The sequence below is a fragment of the Kluyvera georgiana ATCC 51603 genome (assembly GCF_001654985.1).
In the GTDB taxonomy this organism is placed as follows: domain Bacteria; phylum Pseudomonadota; class Gammaproteobacteria; order Enterobacterales; family Enterobacteriaceae; genus Kluyvera; species Kluyvera georgiana.
Genome location: NZ_LXEU01000047.1, coordinates 39,084 through 54,644, shown reverse-complemented (window position 1 = coordinate 54,644; position 15,561 = coordinate 39,084). Strand labels below are relative to the sequence as shown.

Below are 15,561 nucleotides of genomic sequence, written 5' to 3'. Positions count from 1 at the left end.
GGTACTGCTCAGTATGCCGGTTGTCCAGACGGCTGTGGCATTAGGAATTCAGAGTCGGTTTTGCTTGTTTTCCTTTTTTTAGCCGTTTCATCGACCGACCCTTTTTAAGGAGGAGATGTTCGCCATGAAAAACGTCACTACCATATGCCCCTACTGTGCCGCAGGTTGCAAAATAAGGCTGGTTATCGACGACGGTAAAATCGTGCGCGCCGAAGCGGCGATGGGCAAAAATAACCAGGGTACGCTATGTCTGAAAGGCTACTACGGCTGGGATTTTGTCCACGATACCCGCATTCTGACGCCACGTTTGCAAACGCCGATGATACGTCGCCAGCGCGGCGGCAAGCTGGAAGCCGTTTCGTGGAACGAGGCGCTGGATTATGTCGCCACGCGGCTTAGCGAGATCAAAGCCCAATATGGCCCCGATGCCATTCAAACGACCGGCTCTTCGCGGGGTACCGGCAACGAAACCAACTATGTGATGCAAAAGTTCGCCCGCGCGGTCATCGGCACGAATAACGTCGACTGCTGCGCGCGCGTCTGACACGGCCCTTCGGTTGCAGGTCTGCACCAATCGGTCGGTAACGGCGCCATGAGCAATGCCATCACCGAAATTGATAACAGTAACCTGGTGTTTATCTTCGGCTACAATCCGGCAGATTCTCACCCTATCGTCGCCAATCATGTGCTTAATGCGAAGCGAAACGGCGCAAAAATTATTGTCTGTGACCCCCGGCGTATTGAAACCGCCCGGATTGCCGATATGCATCTGGCCCTAAAAAATGGTTCGAATATCGCACTGTTAAACGCCATCGGCCACGTCATTATTGCGGAGGATCTCTACGACAAATCTTTTGTTGCCCAGCGGTCTGAGGGCTTTGAAGAGTACCGCAAAATTGTCGAAAGCTATCCGCCGGAGTCGGTTGAAGAGATTACCGGCGTTAGCGCGCAGGATATTCGCGCGTGCGCCCGACTGTATGCCCGCGCCACGACGGCCACCATTCTGTGGGGTATGGGCGTCACTCAGTTCTACCAGGGCGTAGAGACGGTGCGCGCGCTAACCAGCCTGGCGATTCTGACCGGCAATCTGGGCAAAGCGAGCGTCGGCGTCAACCCGGTTCGCGGGCAAAATAACGTTCAGGGAGCCTGTGATATGGGCGCCCTGCCGGATACCTATCCGGGCTATCAGTTCGTGAACGTCGCCGAAAACCGCGAGAAGTTCGCGAAAGCCTGGGGCGTCGAAAACCTGCCGGCGCATACCGGCTATCGTATTAGCGAGCTACCGCATCGTGCGGCCAATGGGGAAGTCCGCGCGGCGTACATTATGGGCGAAGATCCGCTACAAACCGACGCCGAGCTGTCGGCGGTGCGTAAGGCGTTTGAGACGCTGGAGCTGGTGATTGTGCAGGACATTTTCATGACCAAAACCGCCGCAGCGGCCGACGTCATCCTCCCCTCGACGTCGTGGGGTGAACATGAGGGTGTTTATACCGCCGCAGACCGCGGATTCCAGCGTTTTTTTAAAGCGGTAGAGCCGCAGTGGGATCTGAAAACCGACTGGCAGATTATCAGTGAAATTGCCACCCGTATGGGCTATCCGATGCACTACCGCAATACCCAGGAAATTTGGGATGAACTAAGGCTGCTATGTCCCGATTTCTTCGGCGCCACCTATGAGAAAATGGGCGAACTCGGGTACGTACAGTGGCCATGTCGGGATGAATCGCCGGAGGATAAGGGAACCTCATGGCTGTTTGAACATCGCTTCTCCACGCCCAACGGGCTGGCGAAACTCTTCACCTGTGATTGGGTGGCGCCAATCGATAAATTAACCGAAGAATTTCCAATGGTGCTCTCTACGGTACGTGAAGTGGGACACTACTCCTGCCGTTCGATGACCGGCAACTGTTCGGCGCTCTCGACGCTGGCCGACGAACCGGGTTACGCTCAGAACAATACCGCCGACGCAGCGCGTTTAGGTATTGTCGATGAAGCGCTGGTGTGGGTGAACTCGCGTAAAGGGCGAATTATTACCCGGGCCAAAGTCAGCGAAAGGCCCAATAAAGGGGCGATTTACATGACCTACCAGTGGTGGATCGGCACCTGTAACGAGCTGGTCACGGAAAATCTTAGCCCCATCACCAAAACGCCGGAATACAAGTATTGTGCGGTACGGGTAGAGGCGATTGCCGATCAGGCGGCAGCAGAACGCTATGTCATAGAAGAGTATGCGAAGCTCAAAGCACAGCTGCGGGAATGCAGCGAGAGTCACGCGTAACCGGCGTTGGGGAGGTTTCAACCTCCCCGGCGCGCCATACCCGCATTATGACTTTAAGGCGTGGTGGATTGAATCAAGAATCGGCTGGTAGCCGGTGCAGCGACAAATATTCCCTTCCAGCACATCCTTTAGCTGTTCATCGCTCGGCTGCGGGACGTCTTCCAGTAACGCAGTGGTGCTTACCAACACGCCCGGCGTACAGAATCCGCACTGAACGCCGCCTTTCTCAACAAAGGCTTTCTGCAATTTTTGGGTGATCGGGTTATCGTTTAACCCTTCCAGGGTGGTAATTTCGGCCTCGTCGCATTGTTCTGCCAGCACCAGGCAGGAACAGACCGCTTTGCCGTCCATCATCACCGTACAGGCACCGCATTCACCAATAGAGCAACCTTCTTTTGTCGCGGTTAGCTTCAGCGTGTTGCGAACCAAATCCAGCAGACGCATATTACCTTCTACTTTGGCTTCCACCAGTTTGCCGTTGACCTTAACTTTAATGATACTCATCGTTTTATCCTCGACAGGGCGCAGAGCGCCCTGCTTTCATTGATTATTGAGTGGATGCCTGCGCCATCATGTCGCGGAACATGCTGACAAAAACCGGCTGCTTATAGGCGGCAGACCAGCGTTTGCCGATCGCGGCATAAATCAGCTTGTCCAGTACCTCGCAGGCGCTATCAATGGTTTGCGGCGTGATGCGCTGACCCAGCAGACAACGCTCAACGTCGAGCAGACGCTGCGGTTTGCTGAACAGCGCACCGTCAACCAGGCGGCAGTAGCTCACGGTACCGTCAGCGTCGAACTCCAGCAGCGCGGTTAAGCTCTGACGGGTAATGTTCAGCGCGTTGCGTCGTCCAAGCTGATGATAGAATCCCTTCGCTTTTGGATGCGCTGGCGGCGGAAGGATCACGCGGGTGAGCAACTCATCCGGCTGGCGTTGGGTTTTGTAGCCTGAGAGCAGGAACTCGGCCAGCGACATGCGACGCGTGGCAGCGTGGGAACGCAGTTCAACGCTGGCGTCGTAGAGAATCGATGGTGGGATTGAGTCGCCGCACGGCGCGGCGTTGACGATATTGCCGCCGATGGTGGCGCGGTTACGAATCTGATGAGAGCCGACGGTATGACAGGCCTGCACCAGCAGCGGGTAACGTTCACGCAGCAAAGGATGATCGGTAATACGGTTAAAGGTAACCGCCGCACCAATAGACACCTCATGGCTGTCCGGATCTTCCGTCACCTGGGTCAGTTCACTGAGACGAGAGATATCAACCAGCTTCATCGATTTGGTTTGCAGACGCCCCTGAACTATCACATCGGTACCGCCCGCGATAGCCGTGACACCGTCACTTTTCAGCAGTACCAAGGCTTCATCCAGCGTCTTCGGCCGCGTCACGGTCACGTCGGTCAGCCGTAGCACCTGCTTTTTGTTCTCCTGCTCAATCATCAGTTCACTCTGCCGCGCCGGTTTCTTTAGGTTGTAGCCAAGAATCACCTGTTCCAGCGTCAGCGGCAGCTTATTAAAACGCGTGCCTAGCGCAAAGCTCACGGCGTTATTGATGGCCGCCGCCGCCAGCTCAGTCGCCGGTTCGCCGATACCTTTTGCCCCCAGCGGGCCCGCTTTATCCGGGTTTTCCACCCCGATCACCGTAATGGCGGGAATGTCTTTGATGGTTGGCAACAGGTAGCTATCAAAGTTCTCCGACTTTACCTGCCCATGCTCAATGTTAAAATCTTCCAGCAAGGCGTACCCGAAGCCCTGTGCCACGCCGCCGCACACCTGGCCTTCAAAACCGACCGGATTAATCACATGCCCCACATCATGCGCGGCGGTGACGTGCAGCAGGTCGGTCTTACCCGTGCTGATGTTCACCCGCACTTCCGCCACCTGGCAACCATATACCCATGTGAAGTACGGGCTGCCGCAGCCTTTTTCCTCATCCCAGTGAATCGGCGGCGGCACAAACCAGCCGTATTCCGTCAGGCTGACGCTAGCCCATTTGGTTTTGTTGACCGCGTCGTTAAACGCAATCCGCTGGCTATCATCCTGTTTATTGATGATAAAACCGTCCTGCCAGCGGGTATCTTCAAGCCGCGTCGCGCCGATGGTCTCACCCACGACGCTCAGAATACGTCGCTTAATCTTTTCTGCCGCGTCCAGAATTGCCCCGCCGCCCACCATCGTCCCGCGCGTGGCCGCTGTCGATCCCCCGTCACCAATGACCGAGGTCGGCGGTTCACTAAAGTGAATATCGCTCAGCGCAATCCCGAAGGCTTCTGCAGCGATCAAAGACATGGTGGTTTGTAACCCCTGACCATTCTCCGACACCGACGTGGAGAGGTTAACGCTGCCGTCCTCATTCACCTGAATCAATGCCGTTGAGGTATCGACCCCTTCCGCGCCAATGGAGCAGCCGCGATAGCTGAGCGCTAACCCAATGCCGTAACGATAGACGCCCCCCTGTTCGTTCAACACATGGTAATGCTTACGCTTGGCCATAAACTCTGCCGAGGCGGCGGCCTTTTTCAGCACCTCACGTGCCGACACGGTATGCTGATCGAAAACCTGGCCAGTTACGGACGTAGCACCTTGACGTAACGCGTTGATTTCACGTATCTCAACCGGTGAAATATTCAGATACTCGGCAATTTCATCCATCAACGATTCATTCGCATAAACCACCTGCGGTGAACCAAAACCGCGCATCGCCGAGGTATAACTGTTGTTGGTGTATATCGCTTTCACATCGATATACACGTTAGGAATGGCGTAAGGCCCTGCCGCCTGTACGGAAGAACGCCAGGTGACAAACGGCGATGAGGCCGCATAGCCGCCGCTGTCGGCCAAAATATCGACTTTCATTGCCTGAATACGTCCGGCATCGCTAAAGCCGACTTTGTATTTCATTTTGTACGGGTGGCGCTTGCAGCTTTCAATGATGGAATGTTCGCGGGTATAGGCGAACTTTACCGGTTTTCCGGTCAACCGTGTCAGCAGCGCGGAGCGGCAGGCAAGATGGTCAATCACATCGTCTTTACCGCTAAATGAACCGCCCATCACCGCGCGCTTGACGTTAATCTGGCTCTGCGGGCAGCCCATAAATTTGGCCACAAAGCCGCGCACCCGGTGCGGGTTCTGAATGGAACCTGAAATAATCAGGCTGCCATCGGTAGGATCAAGCCAGGTCAGCACCACTTCCGGCTCAATATAGGCGTGTTCCTGGAATCCCACCTCATATTCACGCTCAAGGATTTGCCGGGAATCGGCAAATCCCTTTTCGATATCACCTTTAATCGTGTGGTGATGCGCAGCAATATTGTCATCACGATGCGGATGAATTCGCCGTGCATCCGGCGCCAGCGCGGATTCCACGTCGGTTAGCGGCGCATAAGACGTGTAGCGCACGTGGATTTTGTCGGCTGCTTCGCATGCCGCCTCATAGGTGGTCGCGGCGACAACGGCGATAACGTCGCCGTGAAAGACCACCTCATCTTTGACGATAGGCAGGTAATCTTTAACGATAACGCCGACCACCGGCGTGCCGGGAATATCCTGCCAGGTCGCAATCCTGACTACGCCCTCTACCGCCAGCGCCTCGTTGAGATCCAGCTCTTCGATTTTCCCGCTGGGATATCCGCATAGCGGCAAACGCCGTAGAGCATATCCGGCAACGTAATATCATCGCCGTATATGGCGGTTCCTTTGACTTTCGCCAATCCATCCACGCGTCCTGGCGACGCTGAACGCAAAGCGCACATAACGTTCCCCCTTATTATCAATCCTGTAAGTCGTTACGGGAAAAGCCCATCGTTACGTACGAATCCAAGATTTGTGCCAGAAATCAACGAGGTGGATGTTAGAGTGCGTTTTTTTGATTGCGCCCGCGTTAATGGTAAATCACAGGGCGAAAACGGTCTGTCGAACGAGGAATGGGCAGAATTCGTGCCGTGCTGTACGGAAATTATCAAAGTAATAATCGGTTTTTATCAAAATAATAATGGCTTAGCGCGCATTAACCGAACATTCGCTGGTCAGGGTCAGTAAAGGTCACGCTCCCTGCTGGCTAAGCGATTGACTTCGCCGCAAATAGTACGAAAATGTTCCCCACTCGTGACAACCCGAATAACGGCACCTATGACTTCCAGCTCTTTTCGTTTTTCCCGCCTCTCCACCCTGAAAAAGGCCAGCGCGCTGATCGTTGCCGCGTTCTTACTGGTTAGCTGCGATTCGAAACAATCGACGACGCCATCCTCTACCGTGAAACCGGGTAGTTCACAGCAGAGCAACGAACCGATGCGTGGCGTCTGGCTGACGACGGTCTCACGTCTGGACTGGCCGCCGATAAGTTCCATCAGTGCAGGAAACGCCAGCCTGCGCGTTGAACAACAGCAGGCAGCGCTGCGAGCGAAGCTGGATAACTTGAAAAGCCTCGGTATCAACACCGTTTTTTTCCAGGTGAAACCGGATGCGACGGCGCTGTGGAAATCGGACATTCTCCCCTGGTCTGATGTGATGACCGGGAATATTGGCGAATATCCTGGCTACGATCCGCTGCAGTTTATGCTCGACGAAGCGCACAAACGCGGCATGAAAGTCCATGCCTGGTTCAACCCGTATCGGGTTTCGACCAATACCAAACCTTCTACCGTCACCGCGCTCAATAACACTTTGTCTATGACGGCTCCGAGCGTGTTTGTGTTACATCGTGACTGGATTCGCACGGCCAGCGATCGTTTTGTCCTCGACCCTGGCATTCCGGAAGCGCGTGATTGGATCACCAGCATCGTTGCCGAGGTGGTTTCACGCTATGACATCGATGGCGTGCAGTTTGACGATTATTTCTATACCGAAACCGCCGGTTCCTCTCTAAACGACACGGTTACCTTCCGTCGTTACGGCCAGGGGTTTGCTTCTAAAGCAGACTGGCGTCGACACAATACGCAGGAATTAATCGCCCAGGTCTCCCGCACCATTAAACAGTTGAAGCCGAATGTCGAGTTTGGCGTAAGTCCTGCCGGCGTGTGGCGTAACCGTTCGCACGATCCGGCAGGTTCGGAGACTCGCGGTGCGGCAGCCTACGATGAATCCTATGCTGATACCCGTCAGTGGGTGCAACAAGGTCTGCTCGATTATATCGCCCCGCAGATTTACTGGCCGTTTGCCCGTGATGCAGCGCGTTACGACGTGCTGGCCAAATGGTGGGCTGATGTGGTTAAACCGACCAACACGCGCCTGTATATTGGCATCGCGCTGTATAAAGTGGGTGAACCCTCCAGGAATGAGCCGGACTGGACCATCGAAGGCGGCGTGCCCGAGCTGAAAAAGCAAATCGACCTGAATGAATCAGCTGCCAACATCAACGGTACGATTCTGTTCCGTGAAGGCTATCTGGAACAGCCGCAAACGCAGAAGGCCGTCGATTATTTAAAAAGCCGCTGGGGGAAATAATAACCACAAGGAATCAGCCACTACTGGCTGATTCCTTTAATAAAAATAGAGATAAGTTACATCGGTGTGAATTATATTCATTAATATCTTCTTATCTCACGAATAATAAGAAAAAAAGCTTGCAGCCGCCGCTGCGCTCCCCGTAGTATCGAAAACAAGCATTATGAATAAATAATAAAAAGACTTCATCCCTCTACATTTCCTTCCCGTTTGGATACCCAATAATTCGCCCATTAACGTTCGCGTTATTCTCGATATATATGAGTACTATGACTAAAGACACCGTAATATCTCGTCCTCAATGGACGAAGAAGGACACCATCTGGATGATGGGTGTGTATGGCGCTACCGTCGGAGCAGGTACGCTTTTTCTGCCGGTAGAAATCGGCACGCGTGGTCCGCTCGTCTTTATTCTCCTGCTCCTACTCGGTTTCCCGCTATCGTTAGTGCCGCATGTACTGATTTGCCGTGTTTTTATGCGTGATAACGCTGGGCAAACGCAAAACGACCGCACGCTACCGCTCTTTGGCTCTTTCTTCAGCGCCAAAGGCCGTCAGGCGATGAAGCTGTTTTTCTGTGTTGCGCATTATCCAGTCACGTTGGTGTACGCTGTTTCGCTCATAAACGCCCTCAGCCATTTTCTGAACGAACGCCTTCATTTTACCGGCTTCAACCGCGCGTCACTGACGCTGGTGGTGCTCGCTATTTTGCATCTCGTACTCAGTAAAGGCCGCGATAAAGTAGTCAGCACCATGAGCGCACTGGCGCTGCCGTTTGCCATCGCCATTATCGTGGTGGCCGCTTCGCAAATCCCGGCGTGGAACATCAGCAATATTACCCACGCCTGGCAACTGACACACGCCACTTCGGTAGGTAATTCGCTGAAGGATTTGTGGCTAACGCTGCCGCTGATCGCCTTTTCACTCTGCTCCGCGCCGCTGATTCCGGCGTTGGCATCCTGGTATCGCGAACCGGGCAACGGTGGGGAAACCCAATCCGTTCGCGTTATTCGTCGCGCCTATGGTCTGATATTTTTCAGCATTATTTTCTTCGTGCTGAGCTGCATTTTGAGCACCCCGCGCGAAACCTTCGAAATGGCCAAGGCGCAAAACCTCAACGTGCTGTCGGTTATCGGCGGTAACGACGGCATGAATGTGATGATCTATCTGGCACCGTTGATTGCGATTCTGGGGATGACTAAATCATTTTTAGGTATTTCAATGCCGGTGGCCGAAACATTTAACGTCTTAGCAACGGACCTGTTGGGCATTAAGCGGACCAGCCATATTAAGCAGATTAAATTAATGATTTCGGTCTTAATGTTTATTGTCACATCGGTGGTGGTTTATATTAACCCGGATGTTATTAATATGATCGAAACGCTTTGTGGTCCGTTAATCGCCATTTTCTTGTTTATTATTCCTACCTGGTTAATCTTTACCCGGGCTGCGCTGAAACCGATGCGCGGTGTGGTCTCAATTATGGTGATGGTCAGCGGAATTCTGACGGTATCAGCGCTGCTTTACGGGATGTTCTGAAAACAGACTGACTCAAGGGTGGCATAGCAGCCTATGCCACCCTTCACGAATTAACGATAAACGTACATCCCGCCTTCCTTACCGCGGCTGAACAGCACCTGCCAAAGTTCGATATCACGGGCGCGAAATGCGCCAGCACAGGCACACAGGTAGTAGTTAAACATTCGACGAAAACGTGGAGTGTAACGTAGGGCCAGTTCGGGCCAGGCATCGTTAAAACGTTGATGCCACGCCATCAACGTTTTGTCGTAATCACTGCCAAAATTGTGCCAGTCTTCCATGATCAGTCGTTTTTCGCTAACGCTGGCGATTTGACGAATCGACGGCAGACAGCCATTCGGAAAAATGTACTTGTTGATCCACGGGTCGACGTTTACGCCGCTTTCATTGCTGCCAATGGTATGCAACAAGAACAGTCCATCTTTCTTCAGACAGCGATCGACTACGCTAAAGTAGGTGTCATAGTTTTTCGGCCCGACGTGCTCGAACATTCCCACAGACACAATGCGATCGTATGTTTTATCCAAATCGCGATAATCCTGAAGCAGGATCGTAATGTCTAAACCTTCGCCACGCTGCTGTGCCATTTTCTGCTGTTCTTGCGAGATGGTCACGCCATCAACGCTAACGCCATAGTGTTGCGCGGCGTAGGCCGCCAGTCCTCCCCAGCCGCAGCCAATATCCAGCAGACGCATACCGGGCTTGAGCTGTAATTTTTCACAAATCATCTTCAGCTTGGCGTTCTGTGCCTGTTCAAGGGTGTCCGCTTCTCGCCAGTAAGCGCAGGAATACTGCATGTGGGGATCAAGCATGCGAGCGAAGAGATCGTTGCCAATATCATAGTGTTCTTTGCCAACAATCCAGGAACGCCGACGCGACTGAAGATTAAATAATCGTGCACCGGCAATGCGCAGAATATCTTTCAGATTTCCCGGCATCTGTTTATCCAGTTTGCCTTTGAGAATTTTATAGAACAGAACATCCAGTCGGTCACAATCCCACCAACCGTCCATATAACTTTCGCCAAAACCAAGAGAACCCTGCTGAAAAACGCGCTTAAAAAAATCAGCGTGATGGACCTGAATATCCCAGGGGCGCGAACCGTTAATTATTTTGATATCCGCCTGCTGCAGCAGTTCGTTAGCCATTCGCGACCAATTATCATTCAATTCTTCAACATTTATTACGTCAGAGCAAACCGTCGCCATAATCCTAATCCGTCATCAACATTATATTCTGCGTGAGATTATCATTGATAACACGATGGTATGTATTATGATGTCAGGACATTATTTATCGAGTAGACGCCATTATGGTCGACAAGCGCCCCCCTTTTACCAGCATACAGCCTAAGAAGTGGTTTTCATCGCAGGACGATTCGATGAAAGAGCTGCCGCAGTCGGTTTATTTTCGCTCGTATGTGCTTGAAGCCAATAATCATGTTGCCGACCACAGCCATGCCTTCGCTCAATTTCACTTTGCCCGTACCGGCAGCATGCGCATCGATGTAGCAGGAAAATGTTGGGTGATTCCGGCGCATTATGGAATCTGGATCCCGCACAATATCACGCATGCGGTATGGGCGCTGGATGATGTCCACCTGGAGAGTGTGGATATCGAACCGGCATTTTTACCCGTGCCGATTAACGAGTGCAAAATGGTGACAATCAGCGATTTTGCCCGCGAATTCATTCATTATGCCACCACAAACACGCCAGAGCGCTATGACATTTCCGGTAAAGAGGGGCAACTGGTGAGCGTGCTGCTTGACGTTATTTTGCAGCTGCCGGAGGTGGAGTTGATGCTACCGTGGCCGCATAATGCCGCACTGATAGAAGTATGCAGAACGATTCAGGAGTCGCCGGGACTGGAGCATTCAATGGAATATTGGGCCGATCATCTGGGAATGTCGACCCGTACTTTTTCCCGCCATTTCAAAAAAGAGACCGGTCTTCCCTTTAGCGCATGGAAACAGAAAATGCGAATTCTGGAGTCGGTCATGCTGCTGAAGAAAAATAAGAATGTCACTGCCGTTGCTCTGGAAGTGGGTTATTCCAGCACGGCTGCATTTAGCTATGCTTTTCGCCAGGCATTCGGTGTTCCGCCATCCGGTTACTAATGGATAGGTTTGCTTCGTGGATTATATTTATAGATAAACGCACTCGATCTCCCGGTGATAAGCTGGATTTCTTTAATGCTATATCCCTGCTGCAGCAACTGCTGAATTCTTATTTTATCCCGCTCAATGTGTTGCCTCTTATCGTTTCCTGTAAGTGCAACCGCAGGTGATTTTATTTGCAAATGTAAACTGCAGGTATCTATTTTCTCCGCTGCCAGTCGGCACTGGGTTTTATCGGCGTCAAAATGTGTCGAGACTTCCCGCCAGATACGTAAAGCGCGGCGGTAAAAACCTTTTGTTTCGTTAAGTTGGGCGAGCACAATGAGTGCATTAACTTCTGCGGACATAATCAAAGACCCAGTAATGAATGAATAGTACGCGTATGCGCTATGGCTGACTTCATTTGTATGATAAATACAAATTCCCTTCACTGTCTATGGACAACCTGCTCTTTTTACATACTGATTTTTCATACTTTCCATGCCTGAATGGCATTGTTTCGACAGCAGATAGAAAAAAATTGGCCCAATTTCATCGAAAACTGGCTTTCAGCCAATGGCTGAGTTTTTAGCGCTGCCCCATACTCTCTTCACTGACCGCCATACAGGATTTTGATGATGAACATCATGCAAATACGCAATGCAACTCAATTGATCGCTTATGCGGGTAAACGTTTCCTTATTGACCCAATGCTGGCGGAAAAAGACGCCTATCCAGGCTTTGCAGGCACCGCACGCGCTCACCTTCGTAACCCGTTGGTCGAGTTACCCGTCCCCATCGAGCGCCTGCTGGATGTAGACGCCATCATTGTGACACATACTCATCCCGACCATTGGGACGATGCGGCGGCGGCTGCGATTCCGAAATCCATGCAGATTTACGTTCAGAATGCCAGCGATGAGGCCATTCTCCGCGCTCAGGGGTTTACCCAATTACGCCAGCTTTCCGACACCAGCCGGTTTGGCGATATCATGTTGACCAAAACCCATGGTCAACATGGCTCTGACGCAGCCTATGCGATTCCTGAGCTGGCTCAGCGTCTTGGGGAGGCCTGCGGTGTGGTATTCCAGCATCCTGATGAAAAAACGCTCTATCTGATTGGCGATTCAATCTGGACCAAAGGTATCGAAGAGAACCTGCGCCGTTATCAGCCCGATGTGGTTATCATGAATACCGGTTGGGCACACCTGCTGGGCTTTGGCCCCATCATCTTCGGAATGGAAGATGTCCTCAAAGCCCACTGCCTGTTACCGCAGGCGCAGATCGTCGCCACTCATATGGAGGCTCTCAATCACTGTCTTGTTACGCGCAGTGCCTTGCTGGAATACGCGCGAGATAATGAGATTGAAACCTTTGTCAGCGCTCCTGCAGATGGTGACACTGTCACATATTAACGAGAGAAAACGCTATGACCGCCACCTCGGTTGCTATCGTCGCCAGCGAAGGCTTCAGCACATTCCATTTTTCGGTGCCGCTGATTCTCTTTGGCGATAGCGTCAGCAGTGAAAAGCGTTTCACACGCTATATATGCGCAGAAACGCCAGGGATGATCTGGTCCAGGGAAGGCACAGCGGTCATCGCTGATGCTGATTTTTCTACCCTTGCTCAATGCGAGATCGTCATTGTTCCCTTCTGGCGGAATGTGGATGAAAAACCCTCACCCGCGCTGCTTGACGCGCTGGTCGCCGCACGTCATAACGGCGCCACGCTGGTCGGTCTGTGCCTCGGCACCTTCGCATTGGCTTATGCAGGGTTATTGGACCAGCATCGCGCCGTGACTCACTGGGAGTATGAAAACGCGTTTCTACGCTTATTTCCCCACGTGCAGCTCGACGTTAACGTGCTTTATACCGACGACGATGGTCTTATCACCTCCGCCGGCACCGCCGCGGCGCTGGACTGTTGTCTCTATGTTATTCGTCAGCGTTTTGGCACAAAGGTCGCCAACCAGATAGCCCGACGTATGGTCACACCGCCTCATCGGGAAGGCGGCCAGGCACAATACATTGAGCAAACGTTGTCGCAACGGAGCTACGATAAGCGCATCACTAACCTGCTGGATTTCTTACAGCAGAATCTCGGAACACCGCTCAGTATTGATACGCTAGCCGCACGCGCAGCGATGAGTCGCCGTTCCCTGACCCGCCATTTCCAGAAGGCCATGGGGATGTCAATTGGTGAATGGGTGACAGCAGAACGACTACGACGTAGTCAATGGCTACTGGAAAGTAGCCAGCTGTCTATTGAACAGGTTGCGGAACGTGCGGGCTTTCAGTCATCTATCACGTTTCGTCAGACCTTTCGTGAAAAAATGGGCGTCAGTCCCGGCGAGTGGCGTAAAACGTTTCAGGGTTGAAACGGCCAATGTTATCCACAGAAACGGTGCACAACCTTGTGGGTAATTAGCCTAAAGCCGTTGATTATTGGCATGTTCATGCAATGGACCATGGGCGCAGCAGGTTCTGCGCCCGTATTGACAGTTTTCGCTATGCCTGTTTTAACTTACCAGCTAAAAGAACGAACCAGCGACAGGTCCCAGGCGGTAGCAAACAGTGAAATGAACAGGATGATGTTCACAGTAGTCTCGATGCGCCTTTCCATTTTGATTCTCCTCATGTCGCTGCAACCATTAAACACGGAAAACCGAATAATTTATTCTGTGTATCTGGTTTAAAGCCTAACACAATATCGTACGTAATCATCCGCGGCGATGAATTCATCATAAAGCTTACGCGCAGGATTATGAATACGAGTATGCCAGTAGAAACGTGACCATCCCTGCTCTTTGCCCTCATTTAGCACGAATTGCATGAGCTGACGAGCAATGCCCTGGCCGCGAAACGCCGGATCAACAAACAAATCTTCCAGATAGCAAATCGGTGAACTGACCCAGGTACCTTCATGTAAAACACACAGCGCAAAGGCCGCCACGCGTCCATCCACCACGGCAACCCGGCCAAAAATAGGCGATTCAGGACTCAGTATCCGCTGCCAGGTATGCTCGGTGATCTCATCAGCAAGATTGCTGCTATAAAAGTCGTTATATCCTTTCCACAGCGCGAGCCACTGGGCTTTATCTTCTACCTGAATGGGACGGTTCACGACGTTCACGGGTCACCTCTTAGCTGAGTTGATAATACTTGTCGACGGTAAGGCGCGCAGGTATCTCCGTAGCATCGTTCATTTGCAGCAGGTCGATCTCGATGGCATTGCAGATAGCATCCAGCGGTAAATCATTATTTTCCATACCGAAGGGTTCTTCAAGCTCTTCCGCTAACGTGTCAAGAGAGATAAAAGTGTACGAAATGAGCACCGAGATAAATGGCGTCATATAGTGCAAATCGACCACCAGTGCGAACGGCAGCATGATGCAGAACAAATAGACGGTACGGTGCAGGATCAGCGAATAGGCGAACGGTACCGGCGTATTGGCAATACGCTCACAGCCCGCCAGCACGATAGACATATCGTTGAGACGAATATTCAGACTGTGGAACAGAATATCCGACAGCTCACCCGCCCGACGGCGCTGCGCCAGCCAATCCCCCATAATCAGCAAAATTCGGTTTGCCGGAGACTGCGCGGCCAGTACCTGATTGAGATGCGGCTCGCTGAGATATTTTGCCAGCACTGCGCGCGTCGGCTGACGTCGGAGGGTCAAACGAAGGCAATGCGCAAAGGCAATCTGCAGACCGACAAATTCACTCACATGCGGATCGTCAGAAAGCGTATTTTTGACCTCGCGCAGCAAAGAACGCGAGGCAATCATCAATTGTCCCCACAGCTGCCTCGCCTCTACATAGCGTGAATAACAGGCGTTATTACGAAAACCAAGAAAGATAGCGATGGCCACGCCGAGAATACTGAACGGCGCGACGGTCAACTTCACGCCAAGCGATGAATACCACGGCAAAATGAGGATCACCACAATCGATAGCAGAAAATTGAGCAGTAAACGCGAGAAAATTTTTGGCAGTACCGAGCCGTGCCAAACAAAAATGCGAGCCAGCCAGTGCTGGTGAGGACGAACGATCATTTTTATATCAATCAGGTTAATAAGTTGTGTATTAAACGTGATCTTCATCATGTATTCAAGCGCTGATAACGCTGCAATGGTATGCTTTGCGGGGTACTCACATGCTGCCAGAACCTTTTGCTCGGTGTTTCAGGGGGATGATAAGAG

Annotated in this window: 12 protein-coding genes and 1 pseudogene; 7 read left to right on the top strand and 6 right to left on the bottom strand. The window is 52.1% G+C overall.

The features are described 5' to 3' along the window. The first annotated feature begins 124 nt into the window (after positions 1-124). Positions 125-2,278, top strand: coding sequence for a formate dehydrogenase subunit alpha (gene fdhF, locus M989_RS11630; protein ID WP_083965151.1), 2,154 nt, complete (start codon positions 125-127; stop codon positions 2,276-2,278). Positions 2,279-2,323: 45 nt separating this feature from the next. On the opposite strand, the gene M989_RS11625 is transcribed toward fdhF, so the two are convergent. Both M989_RS11625 and M989_RS11620 read right to left on the bottom strand, forming a co-directional pair. Then, positions 2,324-2,782: a (2Fe-2S)-binding protein gene (locus M989_RS11625; protein WP_064545409.1), complete on the bottom strand. Its 459-nt coding sequence runs from the start codon at positions 2,780-2,782 to the stop codon at positions 2,324-2,326. A gap of 43 nt (positions 2,783-2,825) precedes the next feature. Then, positions 2,826-6,031, bottom strand: a pseudogene (locus tag M989_RS11620) (molybdopterin cofactor-binding domain-containing protein). Between M989_RS11620 and M989_RS25875 the strand changes: the two are divergent. The 3 genes from M989_RS25875 to M989_RS11605 all read left to right on the top strand — a co-directional run bounded on the left by M989_RS25875 (position 5,964) and on the right by M989_RS11605 (position 9,259). After that, positions 5,964-6,317, top strand: coding sequence for a hypothetical protein (locus M989_RS25875; protein WP_209438764.1), 354 nt, complete (start codon positions 5,964-5,966; stop codon positions 6,315-6,317). The pseudogene M989_RS11620 and the gene M989_RS25875 sit on opposite strands and share 68 nt — an antisense overlap. Positions 6,318-6,407: 90 nt before the next feature. Further along, positions 6,408-7,721: a glycoside hydrolase family 10-like protein gene (locus M989_RS11610; RefSeq protein ID WP_064545405.1), complete on the top strand. Its 1,314-nt coding sequence runs from the start codon at positions 6,408-6,410 to the stop codon at positions 7,719-7,721. A gap of 269 nt (positions 7,722-7,990) precedes the next feature. Then, positions 7,991-9,259, top strand: a complete 1,269-nt coding sequence (locus M989_RS11605; RefSeq protein WP_209438763.1) for an amino acid permease — start codon at positions 7,991-7,993, stop codon at positions 9,257-9,259. A 50-nt stretch (positions 9,260-9,309) separates the two neighbouring features. On the opposite strand, the gene cfa is transcribed toward M989_RS11605, so the two are convergent. Next, positions 9,310-10,467, bottom strand: a complete 1,158-nt coding sequence (cfa, locus tag M989_RS11600; protein ID WP_064545402.1) for a cyclopropane fatty acyl phospholipid synthase — start codon at positions 10,465-10,467, stop codon at positions 9,310-9,312. A gap of 173 nt (positions 10,468-10,640) precedes the next feature. On the opposite strand from cfa, the gene M989_RS11595 reads away from it, so the two are divergent. Continuing rightward, positions 10,641-11,378, top strand: a complete 738-nt coding sequence (locus M989_RS11595; RefSeq protein ID WP_083965150.1) for a helix-turn-helix domain-containing protein — start codon at positions 10,641-10,643, stop codon at positions 11,376-11,378. Here the strand turns inward: M989_RS11595 and M989_RS11590 are convergent. Then, complete coding sequence (locus M989_RS11590; protein WP_064545398.1) at positions 11,375-11,725, bottom strand: PerC family transcriptional regulator; 351 nt, start codon at positions 11,723-11,725, stop codon at positions 11,375-11,377. The two genes, M989_RS11595 and M989_RS11590, sit on opposite strands and share 4 nt — an antisense overlap. A gap of 270 nt (positions 11,726-11,995) precedes the next feature. On the opposite strand from M989_RS11590, the gene M989_RS11585 reads away from it, so the two are divergent. Both M989_RS11585 and M989_RS11580 read left to right on the top strand, forming a co-directional pair. Beyond that, positions 11,996-12,772: an MBL fold metallo-hydrolase gene (locus M989_RS11585; protein WP_064545453.1), complete on the top strand. Its 777-nt coding sequence runs from the start codon at positions 11,996-11,998 to the stop codon at positions 12,770-12,772. A gap of 14 nt (positions 12,773-12,786) precedes the next feature. Further along, positions 12,787-13,734, top strand: coding sequence for a GlxA family transcriptional regulator (locus M989_RS11580; RefSeq protein ID WP_064545396.1), 948 nt, complete (start codon positions 12,787-12,789; stop codon positions 13,732-13,734). Between the two features lie 314 nt (positions 13,735-14,048). Here M989_RS11580 and M989_RS11570 read toward each other — a convergent pair whose 3' ends face one another. Together M989_RS11570 and M989_RS11565 are read right to left on the bottom strand one after the other, a co-directional pair. Then, positions 14,049-14,489, bottom strand: a complete 441-nt coding sequence (locus M989_RS11570) for a GNAT family N-acetyltransferase (protein WP_064545392.1) — start codon at positions 14,487-14,489, stop codon at positions 14,049-14,051. 10 nt (positions 14,490-14,499) lie between these two features. Then, complete coding sequence (locus M989_RS11565; RefSeq protein WP_064545450.1) at positions 14,500-15,414, bottom strand: bestrophin family protein; 915 nt, start codon at positions 15,412-15,414, stop codon at positions 14,500-14,502. Positions 15,415-15,561 lie beyond the last annotated feature (147 nt).

What these genes read in the sequence shown, in the direction of transcription:
- M989_RS11625 (WP_064545409.1), bottom strand. Translation starts at nt 2,782, where the DNA reads ATGAGTATCATTAAAGTTAAGGTCAACGGCAAACTGGTGGAAGCCAAA.
- M989_RS25875 (WP_209438764.1), top strand. Translation starts at nt 5,964, where the DNA reads ATGGCGGTTCCTTTGACTTTCGCCAATCCATCCACGCGTCCTGGCGAC.
- M989_RS11610 (WP_064545405.1), top strand. Translation starts at nt 6,408, where the DNA reads ATGACTTCCAGCTCTTTTCGTTTTTCCCGCCTCTCCACCCTGAAAAAG.
- M989_RS11605 (WP_209438763.1), top strand. Translation starts at nt 7,991, where the DNA reads ATGACTAAAGACACCGTAATATCTCGTCCTCAATGGACGAAGAAGGAC.
- cfa (WP_064545402.1), bottom strand. Translation starts at nt 10,467, where the DNA reads ATGGCGACGGTTTGCTCTGACGTAATAAATGTTGAAGAATTGAATGAT.
- M989_RS11595 (WP_083965150.1), top strand. Translation starts at nt 10,641, where the DNA reads ATGAAAGAGCTGCCGCAGTCGGTTTATTTTCGCTCGTATGTGCTTGAA.
- M989_RS11590 (WP_064545398.1), bottom strand. Translation starts at nt 11,725, where the DNA reads ATGTCCGCAGAAGTTAATGCACTCATTGTGCTCGCCCAACTTAACGAA.
- M989_RS11585 (WP_064545453.1), top strand. Translation starts at nt 11,996, where the DNA reads ATGAACATCATGCAAATACGCAATGCAACTCAATTGATCGCTTATGCG.
- M989_RS11580 (WP_064545396.1), top strand. Translation starts at nt 12,787, where the DNA reads ATGACCGCCACCTCGGTTGCTATCGTCGCCAGCGAAGGCTTCAGCACA.
- M989_RS11565 (WP_064545450.1), bottom strand. Translation starts at nt 15,414, where the DNA reads ATGATCGTTCGTCCTCACCAGCACTGGCTGGCTCGCATTTTTGTTTGG.